This is a genomic window from Paenarthrobacter sp. NPDC089714, from assembly GCF_044748905.1.
Classification (GTDB): Bacteria; Actinomycetota; Actinomycetes; order Actinomycetales; family Micrococcaceae; genus Arthrobacter.
This window is the reverse complement of sequence record NZ_JBIVGX010000008.1, coordinates 92,522-106,513: the sequence shown is the minus strand read 5'-3', so window position 1 is coordinate 106,513 and position 13,992 is coordinate 92,522. Positions and strand designations below refer to the sequence as shown.

General features: G+C 64.5%; 14 protein-coding genes. 10 read left to right on the top strand and 4 right to left on the bottom strand.

The annotated features are described in order from the left end of the window. Positions 1 to 130: 130 nt before the first annotated feature. Positions 131 to 1,252, bottom strand: a complete 1,122-nt coding sequence (pstS, locus tag ACIPY3_RS14880; RefSeq protein WP_400335225.1) for a phosphate ABC transporter substrate-binding protein PstS — start codon at positions 1,250 to 1,252, stop codon at positions 131 to 133. Positions 1,253 to 1,530: 278 nt separating this feature from the next. Between pstS and ACIPY3_RS14875 the strand changes: the two genes are divergently transcribed. The 7 genes from ACIPY3_RS14875 to disA all read left to right on the top strand — a co-directional run bounded on the left by ACIPY3_RS14875 (position 1,531) and on the right by disA (position 9,633). Continuing rightward, entirely contained in the window at positions 1,531 to 2,658 is a 1,128-nt protein-coding gene (locus ACIPY3_RS14875) for an aromatic acid exporter family protein (protein WP_400335223.1), read from the top strand. A gap of 44 nt (positions 2,659 to 2,702) precedes the next feature. Further along, a complete protein-coding gene (locus ACIPY3_RS14870; protein WP_400335221.1) occupies positions 2,703 to 3,410 on the top strand; it encodes a phosphatase PAP2 family protein in 708 nt (235 codons plus the stop codon). 125 nt (positions 3,411 to 3,535) lie between these two features. Then, a complete protein-coding gene (locus ACIPY3_RS14865) occupies positions 3,536 to 4,798 on the top strand; it encodes a choice-of-anchor P family protein (RefSeq protein WP_400335218.1) in 1,263 nt (420 codons plus the stop codon). Between the two features lie 90 nt (positions 4,799 to 4,888). Continuing rightward, complete coding sequence (gene radA / locus ACIPY3_RS14860) at positions 4,889 to 6,262, top strand: DNA repair protein RadA (RefSeq protein ID WP_400269913.1); 1,374 nt, start codon at positions 4,889 to 4,891, stop codon at positions 6,260 to 6,262. A 69-nt stretch (positions 6,263 to 6,331) separates the two neighbouring features. Continuing rightward, positions 6,332 to 7,588 (top strand): glycoside hydrolase family 26 protein, encoded by a 1,257-nt coding sequence (locus ACIPY3_RS14855; protein WP_400335216.1) that lies wholly within the window; start codon positions 6,332 to 6,334, stop codon positions 7,586 to 7,588. A gap of 55 nt (positions 7,589 to 7,643) precedes the next feature. Next, positions 7,644 to 8,267: a Pr6Pr family membrane protein gene (locus ACIPY3_RS14850; RefSeq protein ID WP_400335214.1), complete on the top strand. Its 624-nt coding sequence runs from the start codon at positions 7,644 to 7,646 to the stop codon at positions 8,265 to 8,267. Between the two features lie 289 nt (positions 8,268 to 8,556). Continuing rightward, positions 8,557 to 9,633 (top strand): DNA integrity scanning diadenylate cyclase DisA, encoded by a 1,077-nt coding sequence (disA, locus tag ACIPY3_RS14845; protein ID WP_400335212.1) that lies wholly within the window; start codon positions 8,557 to 8,559, stop codon positions 9,631 to 9,633. Between the two features lie 37 nt (positions 9,634 to 9,670). Here the strand turns inward: disA and ACIPY3_RS14840 are convergent, their stop codons facing one another. Continuing rightward, complete coding sequence (locus ACIPY3_RS14840; RefSeq protein ID WP_400335210.1) at positions 9,671 to 10,339, bottom strand: hypothetical protein; 669 nt, start codon at positions 10,337 to 10,339, stop codon at positions 9,671 to 9,673. A 127-nt stretch (positions 10,340 to 10,466) separates the two neighbouring features. On the opposite strand from ACIPY3_RS14840, the gene ACIPY3_RS14835 reads away from it, so the two are divergent. From ACIPY3_RS14835 to ACIPY3_RS14825, 3 genes are all read left to right on the top strand, one after another. Then, positions 10,467 to 11,417: an A/G-specific adenine glycosylase gene (locus tag ACIPY3_RS14835; protein WP_400335208.1), complete on the top strand. Its 951-nt coding sequence runs from the start codon at positions 10,467 to 10,469 to the stop codon at positions 11,415 to 11,417. Positions 11,418 to 11,546: 129 nt separating this feature from the next. Continuing rightward, positions 11,547 to 11,924: a hypothetical protein gene (locus ACIPY3_RS14830; protein WP_400335206.1), complete on the top strand. Its 378-nt coding sequence runs from the start codon at positions 11,547 to 11,549 to the stop codon at positions 11,922 to 11,924. Between the two features lie 76 nt (positions 11,925 to 12,000). After that, entirely contained in the window at positions 12,001 to 12,525 is a 525-nt protein-coding gene (locus ACIPY3_RS14825; protein WP_400335204.1) for a hypothetical protein, read from the top strand. 163 nt (positions 12,526 to 12,688) lie between these two features. On the opposite strand, the gene ACIPY3_RS14820 is transcribed toward ACIPY3_RS14825, so the two are convergent. Both ACIPY3_RS14820 and ACIPY3_RS14815 read right to left on the bottom strand, forming a co-directional pair. Beyond that, positions 12,689 to 13,120 (bottom strand): ChaB family protein, encoded by a 432-nt coding sequence (locus ACIPY3_RS14820; protein ID WP_400335202.1) that lies wholly within the window; start codon positions 13,118 to 13,120, stop codon positions 12,689 to 12,691. Between the two features lie 173 nt (positions 13,121 to 13,293). Continuing rightward, positions 13,294 to 13,962 carry a FadR/GntR family transcriptional regulator gene (locus tag ACIPY3_RS14815; RefSeq protein WP_400335201.1) on the bottom strand — a complete coding sequence of 223 codons (669 nt, stop codon included), beginning with the start codon at positions 13,960 to 13,962 and terminating at the stop codon, positions 13,294 to 13,296. Positions 13,963 to 13,992: the final 30 nt, after the last annotated feature.

Genomic DNA, 13,992 nt, shown 5'->3' with positions numbered 1-13,992 from the left:
CTTCAGTCTGGAGTGAACTGGTCTTACATGGCTAAGTTCCCTGCCCCGGCCAGCGGCGCTTCGGCCACTGGCAAGCGGGACAGGGAACTTCGATGTTCAGCCGGGTTCGGTCAAAACCCGCCGGGAAACCTTAGGACTTGGCCTTGATGGTTTCGATGGCGGCCTTGGCCTTGTCCTGCAGCGTCTTGGAGAGCGGTGCGGACTTTGCGGCGTCAGCGGCGGTCTTCTGGCCCTCGTCGGAGACGACGTAGGTTTCGAAGGCCTTGACCAGGTCAGCAACAGCCTTGGTTTCGTAGGTGGTGCACACGACGTGGTAGGAAACGAGCACCACCGGGTAGGCGCCGGAAACAGTGGTCTTGCGGTCCAGCTTGATGGCAACGTCGTTGGTGGCACGGCCGTCAACGGGCTTGCCGGCTTCAACAGCCTTGGCGGCGGCGTCAGCGGAGATCTTCACGAACTCTTCGCCAACCTTGATGGAAGCGGTGCCCAGCTTGCCGGAGACAGCGGAGTCGTCGGCGTAGGTCACGGCACCGGCGGTGTCGGTAACGGTCTTGACCACACCGGAGGTGCCCTTGGCGTTCTCGCCCTTCAGGGATGCGGGCCAAACGCCTGCAGCCTTGTCGGTCCATACCTCGGGAGCAGCTGCTGCGAGGTAGTCGGTGAAGTTGGAGGTGGTGCCGGAGTCGTCAGAGCGGTTGACCGGGGTGACCTTGAGGTCCGGCAGGGTGACGCCGGCGTTCAGGGCTGCGATGGCGGGATCGTTCCAGTTGGTGATCTGGCCGCGGAAGATCTTGGCAACCGTGGTGGCGTCAAGCTTCAGGTCGGTGATGCCCGGGACGTTGAAGGCAACGGCGATCGGGGAGATGTAAACCGGGATGTTGATGGCACCCTCGGGGCCGCACTTGGCCTTGGAAGCCTCAAGCTCGTCGTCCTTGAGGTAGGCGTCGGAACCGGCGAACTGGGCCGAGCCGTCGATGATGGCCTTGCGGCCTGCGCCGGAACCATCCGGGGAGTACTGAACGGTGGCACCCTGGTTGGCGGTAGCGAAGCCGGCCTTCCAGGAATCCATTGCAGCGCCGGTGGAGGAAGCGCCGATGCCGGTCAGGGTGCCGGTAACCTTGGTGCCCGAAGCGGCCGACTGGGTGCCCGCGGTGGTACCGGTTGCGTTGTCCGAACCACAAGCGGTGAGCGCGAGAGCGCCAGCTGCGATGACCGCGATAGCCGCGTTGCGGCCGAAGTGAGTTGCCTTCACTTGAATGTGCCCCTTCCAGGGATTTTCAGATGCTGCCGAACGGAGATTCCGGCGTGAGTGATCTATGGACCTTTTATGTGCCTTTATTGAAGGTAAGGAGCGCAGGTAACGGGACCTGTGGGGAAAAGTGAACGGGAAGTGAACGACGGCGGACCATTGGGTTATGTGGCGCGCGCCACCTTGAGCGTGACGTGGGTCGCGGTTCGGTGGGCGCGGGACCGCGATGCCAACCCGCGGCCGGGCAGTCCGGAGGCAGTCCGGCAAATAGACTGGAGGACATGGCCGCCTCGAAGGGACTCTCCGTAAGCAAGAGGTTTGTCCGTACCCGCTTGCGGACGGGACTCGTCCGGAGCCGGACTTCCCTGGTGCCGGCAGTCCAGATGACGGTCTGCGCGGTGGGTGCCTACGCCTTCGCCGAATATGTGCTTGGCCACCAAGGTCCCCTGTTTGCCGCGACCTCTTCCTTGATAGCCCTGGGCTTCTCCCGCGATCCGCGCCTGCGCCGCGTGATCGAGGTGGGCCTGGGCTGCACCTTGGGCATAGTGGTTGGCGACCTCCTGCTCCACTGGCTGGGCGCCGGAATCTGGCAGGCCGCCGTCGTCCTTCTTTTCTCCATCCTGCTGGCCAGGTTCCTGGACAGCGGCACGATCTTCACCACGCAGCTGGGGTTGCAGTCGCTGCTGGTGGTGCTGCTGCCGGCACCTGCCGGCGGACCGTTCACGCGCAGCCTGGATGCCGTGGTGGGCGGCGTGGCCGCCCTGCTGGTGACCATCCTGGTCCCGAAGGACCCGCGCCAGGAGCCCAGGAAGGATATCCAGAAAATCCTGCACGAACTCGCCGAGATCCTGCGCGAGTGCGCCAAGGCGATGCTGGACAGTGACTCGACAACCGCCTGGCACGCCCTGATCCGGGGCCGCAATTGCCAGCCGCTGGTGGACCGGATGCGGCAGACCCTGCGGGCATCAGGCGAGGTGGCCACGCTCGCTCCTGCCCACCGCCGGCACCGGGACGAACTCGCCAGCCTGGAACATTCCCTGGAATACATCGACCTCGCGCTGCGTAACAGCCGGGTCTTCGCCCGCCGGCTGACCAGCGCCATCAACCACGCTGCGGTCTCCGACGAAGCCATCGACAGCATCTCGGAAGTCCTCATGGAGACTGCCGCTGCGGTGGACGAACTGACCATCGGGCTCTCGGAGCAGAGCGAAGGAACGCGTCGGGCCCATTTGCGCCGCGCCCGGTCCGACCTGACCATGATCGCTTCACGGCTCCACCCCAAGATGCTGGACGTGCACCGGCTGGAGGGCGAAACCGTGGTGATGCTGTTCCGGCCGCTCATGGTGGACCTGCTGGAAGCGAGCGGGCTGGAACCCGAGGAAGCCCGCGCGGTCCTCCCTCCGTTGTAGGGTCCTCCCAGCAAAGACACATTTCCGCCGAGGACAATGGAGCGATGCTTCCTGCTACCCCCGTGCGCCCATCCCTGCGCTTCAGGCCGGCACCAGCCTTGCGGCTGCGCCAGCGACTGCTGTTCCTGTGGGCCGGAGCGCTGTTCGTTGCCGGGGATGTGGTGTTCTGGCTGATGTTCGCCGCCGTCCTGTCCTCCAGTGGCCTGGCAACCCTCGACGGCGCCGTCCACACGTTCGTGGTGGACTCCCGCAACCCCTTTTCCACCGCCTTCCTCAGCGCGGTTACCGGGGTCACCTCGCCAACGGTGATGTCCGTGATTGGCGGCCTCGTCGCCATCGTGTGGGCCGTTTGGAAGCGCGAAGTCTGGCGACCCGCCGTCCTGCTGGGGTCCATGGTTCTCTCAGTGGTCCTGGCCACGGTCATCAAGCTGGAGGTCTCGCGTTCCCGCCCGCCGTCGTCGGACTTCCTCCTGGGTCCCGACGACGCCCTGTCCTTCCCCTCCGGCCACACGCTCGGTGCCGCGGTTTTCGCGTCGGTCCTCGCCTACTTGCTCGTCTCGCGTTCCGGTACACGTACGACGGCGGTGCTCGCCTATGCCGGTGCCGCTTTGCTCACGCTGGTGGTCGCCTACAGCCGGCTCTACCTGGGGTACCACTGGCTCACCGACGTGGTGGCATCGCTGGGGGTGGCCCTCGGTGTGCTGGGCCTGGCGGTGTTCGTTGACGCGGCACGGCACGGAAGGTCCGCCTAGCACTGCACGCCGGCCGGCCTAAATTCCTCCCCCATTCTTATTGTTGCGAAGGCAACTACTCGGTAGCCTATGCACCATCGTGAGCACATTCACGGGTTCGCATGTAATCATCTGGGGAGACATACATGAAACGTTCCTTGCTTGCTTTAACGGGTGCTTTGGCTGTTGCACTTGCCGGGCCCATGGCGCCGGCCACAGCCGCCACAACACCAGCACAAGTAGCCACCGGATTTTCCGGATCGGCTTACGGTTCCTACATTTTCAACGCAGACAAGACGCTGACTTCGGGTCCAACAGCGAATTCGGGCGTCAGCTGCACGGGTGCTACCGGAAGGACTGCCACCAACACAGCCGCAGGATTGAACGTTCCCGCCGTGGGAACTGTGGGCGCCGCGTCCACGAGCGTGAAGACCCTGTTGACCGCCACAGGAAAACGCATTGAAGCGCAATCGACCGTCGCCGGCACCAACCTGCTTGGCGGGCTCATCACCGCGGGGACCATCACCTCGGCCAGCTCCGCCGACAAGAACACCAGTGGTGCTTTCTCTGGCACCAACGCCACAACCATCGCCGACCTCAAGGTCCTGGGCCTTCCTGTCAACGCCAATCCGGCACCCAACACGGTCCTTGACCTGAACGTTCCGCTGGTGGGGTCGGTGGGCAAGGTGACCCTCAACGGCCAGGAGAAACGGGCCGTCACCGGCGGCTACATCGTCACGACTACGGCGCTGCGGGTGGAAATCCTCAAGACAGGGCTCGCCGGGCTCAAGGTGGGAACGGACATCCGCGTTGGCGTCAGCACCGCCGGCCTGGGTCCGGCACAGACCGGCTACCTGGCCGGAACCGGCTTCAGCACGCGGGCCGTACTGGCCAACGGTTTGCTGGGGTCCAACCCCACGGCCCTGGCCTACGCCAAATGCGGTGGCGGAACCAACAATGCCAACCTGGCTTCCACCAACATCCTGGGGCTTGCAACCGCCGGGGCTTCCTCAACGGCAACCACGGGAGTCCTGACACCACAGCCAAAGGTCACGGTCACCAATACGATTGCGGGGCTCAACCTCCTCAATGGGGCAATCCAGGTGGACGGCATCAAGGCGGAGACCAGCGCAACGAGGGCAGCGACCGGTACAACGGTGACGTTGACTGATACGTCCACGTTCACCAACCTGAGGGTTGCGGGCTTGCCGGCCATCAATGCATCGGTTGCACCGAACACGGTGGTCAATGTGGCGGGCCTGGGCACGGTCACCCTGCACAAGGTCAGCAAGTCATCCACCAGCATCATCGTCACCATGATTGATGTAGTCATCAGCCAGCCGATTGGGGCGCTGCCAACGGGCTCGAGGATCCAGATCGGTTACTCGAGTACGGGCGTCGTCCAGTAAGCAGTCCAAGCTGGAACAGGCCGGCCCGTCAGCCCTTCGGGGTTGGCGGGCCGTCCTTTTCTGTCAGTGGTCCGCACTAACCTTGGATCCATGGCTTCAAAGACCTCCCGTGCTTCCAAGACCCCTGCATACAAATGTGCCGAATGCGGCTGGACCGCCATCAAATGGGTGGGGCGTTGCGGCGAGTGCCAGGCGTGGGGAACCGTTGAGGAGTACGGCGCCACGGTTGCCCGCACCACGGCCGCTGCCACTGTTTTGGAGCCTGCCCGCCGCATCGCCGAGGTGGATGGGACGACGGCGGCCTTCCTCCCCACCGGGGTGGACGAACTCGACCGCGTCCTGGGTGGAGGGCTCGTCCCGGGTGCCGTGATCCTGCTTGCCGGGGAACCCGGCGTCGGGAAGTCCACGCTCCTGCTGGATGTAGCCGCGAAGTTCGCGCGCACCGGGCAGGACGTCCTGTACGTCACGGGCGAGGAATCGGCGGCGCAGGTGAAGCTGCGCGCCGAGCGCATCGATGCCGTCGCCCACACCCTGTATCTGTCGGCGGAAACAGACCTGGGGCAGGCACTGGGGCAGGTGGAGAAGCTCGAACCCAAGCTCCTCATCGTGGACTCCGTGCAGACCCTTAGCAGTGCGGACGTCGAGGGCAGCGCCGGCGGCGTCTCGCAGGTCCGCGAGGTGGCGGCATCCATCATCGCTGCTGCCAAGCGGCGCAACATGACCACGCTGCTGGTGGGCCACGTCACCAAGGAAGGGACCATCGCCGGTCCGCGCCTGCTGGAACACCTGGTTGATGTGGTGTGCCAGTTCGAAGGCGAGCGCCATTCCCGGTTGAGGCTGCTCCGAGCCGTCAAGAACCGCTACGGCGCCACGGACGACGTCGGATGCTTTGACCTGAACGAGGCCGGCATCGAAGGCCTGGCCGATCCCAGCGGGCTCTTCGTGTCACGGACGCGCGAGCCCGTCTCCGGTACCTGCATCACGGTGACCATGGAAGGCCGCCGGCCGCTGCTGGCCGAGGTGCAGTCCCTCCTGGCGGAAAGCGCGAATGCCCAGCCTCGGCGTGCCACCAGTGGTCTTGAGAGTTCCAGGGTGGCCATGCTCCTGGCCGTCCTGCAACAGCGGGCCGGCTGCATGCTGCACAAGGACGACTCCTACGTTGCCACTGTTGGCGGCGTGAAGCTTACCGAACCGGCCACGGACCTTGCCGTTGCGTTGGCCGTCGCGTCCGCCAAGTCCCGGAAGGCACTCCCCCAGCGGCTCATTGCTTTTGGCGAGGTTGGGTTGGCCGGCGAAGTGCGGCCTGTCCCGGGTATCAACCAACGGATCCAGGAGGCCCACCGCCTGGGCTTCACGCACGCAATTGTTCCGGCCAGCCCGGCGGGTGCCGGAGTGATCCCTGATGGCTTCTCGGTCCGCGAAGTGGGGCATCTGGCGGAAGCATTGGAACTGCTCATCACCTGAGCGTCACACGATTGAGCCCCGGCTCCGGCGTCTTTAGGATGGGACAAAACTGCAGTTCAGGAAGGCCTGGTGTTTGTAGTGGGGGAACAATCCGTGGACAGCCCTGAGTCACGCAAGGAAAACCGCGCCGAACTGTGGAGGGCCTTCACGCTTCCCGTCATTATTGGCTTGGTGGTGCTGGGCATCGCCGGCGTGAACTTCGCGAACGGGCTGGCGGAAAAGCAGTCCCAGTCCGCCTTGACGTTGCCCTCCTGCGAAGTGGTGCCCCGTACCGATCTGGTCCCCGACGGTGGAACTCTCTTTGGGGTGAACCTGGACTGGCACTCCAAGCCCCTGGCCACGTTCGCCAAGGACCTGGGCCACAAACCGGCTGTCAGCGTATCCTTCACCGGCTTCCCTCTGACAAGCAAGGACGAGGACGATCTTGAGCAGGCTGTCCAGCAGATCCGGGCTGACGGCCACATGATGCTGCTGACGCTGGAACCGGCTGCCGGCCTGTCCACTGTCACCGAGGAAACGGCCAACGCACTCGCCAAGGACCTGGACCGGTTCAATAAGGAGGGTGTCCCGGTCATTGTCCGTTTCGCCCACGAAATGAATGGCTCCTGGTATGCGTGGTCCCAGCAGCCCCAAAAGTACATCGCGTCGTTCCAGACGCTTGCCACCGCCGTCCACAGCCTGGCGCCCGGATCGGCCATGATGTGGGCACCCAACTATGGCGGTGGCTATCCATTCTCCGGTGGCGCCTTTGAGGCCAAACCGGGCACGGCCGAGTTTGCGGCGCTGGATACCAACGGTGACGGTGCCCTGACCATGCAGGACGACGCCTACGCCCCCTATTACCCGGGTGATGACGCCGTGGACTGGGTAGGGATGTCTTTGTACCACTGGGGCGCCAAGTACCCGTGGGGCGAGAATGAACTCCCCGAGGCCAACAAGTTCACGGACCAACTCACCGGAAAGTACGTGGGCGCCAACGGCGACGACAGCCTCCTCCCCGATTTCTACGACGTCTACGGCGTACAACACGGCAAACCTGTGGCGATCCCCGAAACGGCCGCCCTCTACGCGCCGGCCGCCGGAGGCGAACAGGAGATGGCCATCAAGCAGTCCTGGTGGAAGCAACTCTTTGATCCGTCCGTCCACCAACAATTCCCGCAGCTCAAGATGATCAACTGGTTCGAGTGGGACAAGAACGAGGTAGAGGTCAAGGGCCGGGTGGACTGGACCATCACCAACACTCCGATGGTGCGGGAAGAGTTCACCTCGGCGCTGCCGGACTGGTTGCGCTATGGCCCCAGCCAATCCTGCCAGCCGCAACCGTAAGGTCAGTCGGGGTGTCGAGCCCTGGTCAGCAGCGGCGTCGGCAAGGATAAGACGCATGACCAAAAGAACTGTGCTTATAGGGGGACGCTTTTTCTTTGGCCTTCTGACCCTGGTTGCCGTGGCGACGCAACTCGTGGTCCACATAGGGCTTGGGTACGACGTCGGAAACTTCTTCAGTTATTTCACCAACCTGTCCAACATCTTCGCCGCCGTCGTCCTGCTGATCAGCGGTTACCGGGTGCTCATCCGGAAACGTCCCAGCGAGGCGGACGACGTCACCCGCGGAACGGCGACGATCGCCATGGCCGTGGTGGGGATAGTCTTCGGTGCACTGCTGGCCGGCGAGGATCTGGGCTCCATGGTGCCGTGGGTCAACTTCGTGGTGCACTACCTGATGCCCGTGGTGATGGTGGCCGACTGGCTCTTCCAGCCGCCCCGGGCAAAGCTGGAGCTCCGGCATATCCCGTACTGGCTGATCTATCCCATTGCGTACCTGGTCTACAGCCTCATCCGGGGATCGATCGTGAACTGGTATCCGTATTGGTTCATCAATCCGGACCGTGCCGGAGGCTGGGTCGGCGTGGTGGTGTACGCCATCGCGATCGCCGTTGGCTTCCTCATAGTGAGCCTCGCGATGCTGTGGCTCGGCAACAAGCTGAAGCGCCAAGTGGATTACTGAGCTTCAGCACTAGTGCATTGGAACCGCAGGGTGTGGCGATGAATCTCCGCCCACTTGGTACCCCGCCAGTGAAGTCCAAAGTACACCTCCGCGTCGGGCACGCCTGAGCCCTTTCGAGGCATCCGCGAACATAACAAAATGGCCCACTTTGGGGCTTGCTGGTGCGGTTAACGGTGCCGGGAAGCCATATCATGGTGCTTGTCGTCATCAGGGCATTTTCACGGGTGCCTCCCGATGCCGGATTCAGCTTGTCTGTGAGCCGAGGCTTGCACCTTCGAAGGGAAACCCCATGGCCCGGAGCCCGGAAGAATCGCTCAAGGCGACTCTGGCCAGAGTCGCGCCCGGAACGCCGTTGCGTGACGGACTGGAACGGATCCTTCGCGGCCGCACCGGCGCACTGATCGTGCTGGGCTCGGACCGCACCATCGACTCCATCTGTTCGGGTGGATTCGAGATCGGCATCGAGTTCTCCCCCACGCGCCTTCGTGAGCTGGCCAAGATGGACGGTGCGATCGTGTGCGACAAGGACGCCAGCAACATCATCAAGGCCGCGGTCCAGCTGGTTCCGGATTCAAGCATCGAAACCCAGGAATCCGGCACCCGACACCGCACGGCTGAGCGAGTGGCAATCCAGACAGGTGTCCCGGTGATCTCGGTGAGCCAGTCCATGCAGATCATCGCCCTGTACGTGAACGGTCTCCGCCATGTGTTGGAGGGCTCCGAGAAAGTGCTGGCCCGCGCAAACCAGGCCCTCGCAACCTTGGAACGGTACAGTGCCAGGCTGGACCAAGTCACCAGCTCGCTCTCAGCCTTGGAAATCGAAGCGCTGGTCACCGTCAGGGATGTTGCCGTGACCTTGCAGCGGCAGGAGATGGTCCGCCGCATCTCGGAGGAAATCGCCCAGTACGTCCTGGAACTTGGCGAGGATGGCCGTCTGCTCTCCCTGCAGCTCGAGGAACTCACCACGGGCCGCGGTCCGGGCAGCGACGTCATCATCCGCGACTATTCAGACCCGGACGCCACACCTGAGGAGATCGAAGAGGCCGTCCAGGCCCTGCTGAACCTGGGTCCCACCGAGTTGATCGATCTCAGCAAGATTGCCCACATCATCGGCTTCGCCGGTGGCGTGGAACAGCTGGACGCAGTGGTCCAGCCCCGTGGCTACCGCCTGCTTTCCGGCCTCAAATCCGTACCGAAGGCGGTGGCCGACCGTTTGGTGGACTACTTCGGCGGACTCCAGAACCTCATGGCGGCAACCATCGACGATCTCATGACGGTGGACGGCATCGGCGATCAGCGCGCCCGTACGGTCCGCGAGGGGCTCAGCCGGATGGCAGAAGCAAGCCTCCTGGACCGGTTCCTCTAAGGCGACTGCCGCCGTCGTACGTCCCGCTCAAGCAGCGCTAGTTCAGCTGGAAGACGGCCTTCGGGCTCGCCTTGTTACCCAGCCGCGCCTCGAACGTGTAATACGCGCCGCCGGCACCCGGCTTGGCAGTGATGGCGCCGCAGCCTTCCAACGTGCGGTTGCGCTGCCACGGGAAGTTGGCGGTCTCGCTCTTTCCGGGCTGGATGGTCTTGATCAGGTCCACGCCACCGGTCTGGCAGTCCTTGGACGAGAAGATCCGGTCCGCGCCGCTCATGATCACGTACTCCATTTGCGAGGTGCCCACGTTAACCTCACACGGCGCCGATCCGCCATTGGTGATGGTCATGGTGAGCAGCGGAAGCTCCTCGGCGGCGTAAGCGGCTTTGTCCGTTTTCGCAGCTACGGTCATGAGATTGAAGTCGCACACCGGAGTGGGCGAGGCCGACGGCGTCGCTGCCCCTGCGGACGGTGTACTGACGGGAGTGGGGGCGGTGGTCGCGGGAGGCGTGCTCACGGCCTGGGGCTCACTGCCGCCGGCGATGGCACGGGTGATAGCCGAGATACCGGCAATCAGCAGGGCGATCACGACCAGCAGGCCGATGAGCACCACCAGACGACGACGGCGGTACACGGCAGGGCTGGGGCGTCGCCTTTGCGTCGGCGCGGCGGAGCGCGCGGACGACTGCTGCTTACCCTGGGTGGCCATGTTTCTAGGCTAGGCGGACGGCCCTCCATGCACCCCACCACCACGCCGCCAGCCGGCAATGTGACGTCCACCATGGACCACTGCGAAGCCTGACGACACCTCGGATTCCACTACAGTAGAGGGCAGCATGGCACTCCCAGACACCGATGAATTGACGCAGCTCCACGAGGCTTTGGACCAGTGGTTTGCCCGGACCGCCCGCGACCTTCCGTGGCGCGAACCGGACTGCAGTCCGTGGGGGATCCTGGTCAGCGAAGTCATGCTCCAACAAACGCCCGTGGTCCGGGTCCTCCCTGTGTGGCTTGACTGGATGGAGCGCTGGCCGACTCCTTCGCACCTGGCCAATGAGCCTTCGGGTGAAGCCGTCCGGCATTGGGGCAGGCTGGGATACCCGCGCCGGGCCCTCAGGCTGCACGCGGCCGCCGTCGCCATCCGGGATAACCACGGCGGCGAAGTGCCGGACAACTATCCCGAGCTGCTGGACCTGCCGGGCGTCGGCAGTTACACGGCTGCCGCCGTCGCCGCCTTTGCCTTTGGCCGTCGCGAGACCGTGGTGGACACCAACATCCGGCGCGTGCACGCCCGGCTCATTTCCGGCAGCGCCCTGCCGGCCCCCACACTTACGGCTGCCGAAATGCGCATGGCCGACGCCCTCCTCCCCGAGGACCACAGGCTGTCCGTCCGCTGGAATGCTTCCGTCATGGAACTCGGCGCCATGGTGTGCACGGCACGCAGCCCCAAGTGCGCCGACTGTCCCGTCCGCGAAAGCTGCGCCTGGCTCGCGGCGGGTGAGCCGCCGCCGTCGTACGTTCCCAAGGGCCAGGCATGGCACGGCACTGACCGCCAGGTCCGCGGCGCCGTGATGGCGGTCCTCCGCGAAGCTGCCACGCCGGTTCCGCGGGAGATGTTCGAGCAGGCGCCTGCCGACCTCGGGTTCGCGCCGTCCGGCGTCGGGATCCCTCTTGCCGCGCTGCACCGGCTGAACTCCGCACCGGAGCAGCTTGAGCGGGCACTGAACGGCTTGTTGGGCGACGGTTTGGCGGAAATGCACGACGGCGGGTTGCGGCTTCCGGTGTAGGCGCCGCCGACCTACCCTGAAGCCATGGGGAAAATTGGGGTGGTCTTAGCCTTCGCGGGGACAGCTGCCTTGCTTGGCGGCTGCTCTCTTGGGCCTGTTGCGTGTCCGGCGGTGGGGCAGGTCACGGGGTTGTCTGTAACGGTTGCCGCGAGCTATGCGGAGTCGGTGGGAACGCTGCATGTCAAAGCTTGCCAGGATGGCGTATGCACGGAGCGGGATCTGGAACTGCAACCGGGCGCGGTGGCCGTGGACCAAGGGTGCACCAAGGAAGGCGCCTGCTCGGCAACGCAGTCCTTCGATGGCACACGGCGGGGCCTGCTGGAATTGCCCGCCCTTGCTGAAACGCCCATGGATGCAACGGTGGGCGGGACCTCGCGTTCAGGTACTCCGTTGCCTGCGCGGGCACTGACGTTCACGCCGAAGGGCAGCTACCCCTTCGGCGAGCAGTGCCAGAGGTTCGTGACAGCGAGCCTCGTTTTGGACGCGGAAGGCTTGCGGCAGGAATAGTCGCATTCCCATGGCTAATTAAACTGCCGGCTAGTAGTCTCGCTTGTGCCCGGGTGATGAACGTTTGGGAGGCGTCGTGCACGGTTTGGAAAGTCACATCGACGCACAACCCGCACCTCCGGCTTCGGTGACGGGGTTGACCGCCAAGATCCAACGGACACACGGCCTTGAACTGCGGAGCTTTCTCGCAACCCTGACCTCGGAATCGGGCGGCCTCAATCCAGTTCGCAAGCAGTACCGCATGGACCCCACTCCGTCCATGGAAGACCACACCATCAAACTGACCATGGTGGCGGAGTCGGCTGAGTTGGGTTGGTTCACGATCGGTCCGGCGCCAGCGGGGACCTGCATAACGTTGTCCCTGGTTGCCCACCACGAAGAGAGCGGGCTCCCTGCCAGGCTTTCGGCCAATGAGTGCGAGGCCTGGATGCGGGCGTTGTTTGGCAATTCATGGATGCCGCATGTCTACTCGTGCGACTGCGCCACGGGCCCGGCGAGCTCGAACGTCGTGTCCTACCGCGTGTACCTGGATGGCTTGCAACGGCCTTCGCCCAAGCCCTTGGAGGTTCTGGCCGAAGGGTGCCGGCCCTTGGCCTCATAGGGTCTCCTCCGGCTGGGTAACTGGAGGTGTTGGCGGACCGCGCCGTCACGCTTTCACGGGCGATCCTGGCAGTGGATTTCCAGCGCGCAAGTAAGTAGGCATCGGGGCCACCGTAGGCGTCGGCGGGCCACCGTAGGCATCGGCGGGCCACCGCCGCGGGGACCTAGTTTTCTTCTTCCCGCGCCTTCCGGGTGGCCCGTTCGTTGGCCTTCTGCAGTGCTTGAACCAGTTGCTCTTTGTCCATGGTGGAGCGGCCTTTGATGTCCAACTCCTTGGCCCGCTGGTACAGATGCGCCTTGCTTGCATTCGCATCCACTCCACCGGCCGTCGGCGCCGGGGTGTCAGGTCCGCCCGCCGCCCGGGCATCCGAGGGGCCGCGCTCCTCCTTCGGTTCCCAGTGGTCCCCCACCTTCTCATAGCTGTGCTTCAACGACGAGAAGGCCGTCTGCGCCGCCCGGCGCTGGTCGCCGTCGTAAGTTTCCATCGCAGCGTCGTACGTCTTCGCGAAGGTGTCTTGGGCTTTCTGGTCCGAGCGACGGATCGTCGACGGCAACTCGCCCTTGAGCGCGTGCCCGGCCTTACCGGTCTTTGGCATCGGACTCCCCTCCTTGTATCGGGTATGTGCGCCAGTCTAGGCGCGCCCTCCGATGCGCACGAGCCTCCGGCCGTGCGGTCGGAAAGACCACGACGGCGGCAGGCGCGTCCGCGGGTTTCGCCAGGTCGGGCGCTTGGCGCCGTAGTGACCGAGGGCGCGTTCGCGCGAGGCCGTCAGGTGAGCGCGGCCTTGATTTTCAGCAAGTGGGCCCGGCTCTCGTGAACTGCATCAGGGGCGTTGCGCTCGGTTATTGCTTGCAACAGGTCTGCGTGCACCTTGTGGTCTGCGTCGTCAGCGTGATTCTTTCTGATGTGGAGCAGTTCAATCATCGCGTGCCGGAGCCGCGGAGTGAACCCGTCGAACAATTCGGTGAGGATCGGGTTGTGGGCAGCTGCGACGATCGCGCGGTGAAATGCGGTGTCCGCATCAACAAGCTGCACCGGGTCATCGCGTTGCTGATCACGGAGAGCAAGGGCGCGACGGATCGCGGATAGATCGGCCGGGGTACGGCGTTCTGCTGCCAGCGCTGCAGCTTCCGTCTCGATGGCAATGCGGGCTTCGACCACTGCGACGATATCGGCACGGCGAAGCACCTCATCCCACTCGTCCGAGACATCCAGCGCGATGACGAAAACGCCCGCGCCCTGCCGAGAGTCGAGCACGCCACGCCCCGCCAGTTGACGGATGGCCTCACGGACCGTGGAACGCCCGACGCCGAGTTGCGGGGCCAGGGTCGTTTCTCCGGGCAGCCTCTCGCCGAGCTTCCACTCCCCCGATTTCACCCGCCCAAGGAGAATTTCTGCGGCCTGATCTGCCAGCGAGACGCGCTTGACCTGCGCCATAAAAGTTTCCTTACTACTCAGCTTGTCTGA

What these genes read in the sequence shown, in the direction of transcription:
- ACIPY3_RS14870 (WP_400335221.1), top strand. Translation starts at nt 2,703, where the DNA reads ATGCTTCCTGCTACCCCCGTGCGCCCATCCCTGCGCTTCAGGCCGGCA.
- ACIPY3_RS14840 (WP_400335210.1), bottom strand. Translation starts at nt 10,339, where the DNA reads ATGGCCACCCAGGGTAAGCAGCAGTCGTCCGCGCGCTCCGCCGCGCCG.
- ACIPY3_RS14850 (WP_400335214.1), top strand. Translation starts at nt 7,644, where the DNA reads ATGACCAAAAGAACTGTGCTTATAGGGGGACGCTTTTTCTTTGGCCTT.
- ACIPY3_RS14815 (WP_400335201.1), bottom strand. Translation starts at nt 13,962, where the DNA reads ATGGCGCAGGTCAAGCGCGTCTCGCTGGCAGATCAGGCCGCAGAAATT.
- ACIPY3_RS14865 (WP_400335218.1), top strand. Translation starts at nt 3,536, where the DNA reads ATGAAACGTTCCTTGCTTGCTTTAACGGGTGCTTTGGCTGTTGCACTT.
- disA (WP_400335212.1), top strand. Translation starts at nt 8,557, where the DNA reads ATGGCCCGGAGCCCGGAAGAATCGCTCAAGGCGACTCTGGCCAGAGTC.
- ACIPY3_RS14835 (WP_400335208.1), top strand. Translation starts at nt 10,467, where the DNA reads ATGGCACTCCCAGACACCGATGAATTGACGCAGCTCCACGAGGCTTTG.
- radA (WP_400269913.1), top strand. Translation starts at nt 4,889, where the DNA reads ATGGCTTCAAAGACCTCCCGTGCTTCCAAGACCCCTGCATACAAATGT.
- ACIPY3_RS14875 (WP_400335223.1), top strand. Translation starts at nt 1,531, where the DNA reads ATGGCCGCCTCGAAGGGACTCTCCGTAAGCAAGAGGTTTGTCCGTACC.
- ACIPY3_RS14820 (WP_400335202.1), bottom strand. Translation starts at nt 13,120, where the DNA reads ATGCCAAAGACCGGTAAGGCCGGGCACGCGCTCAAGGGCGAGTTGCCG.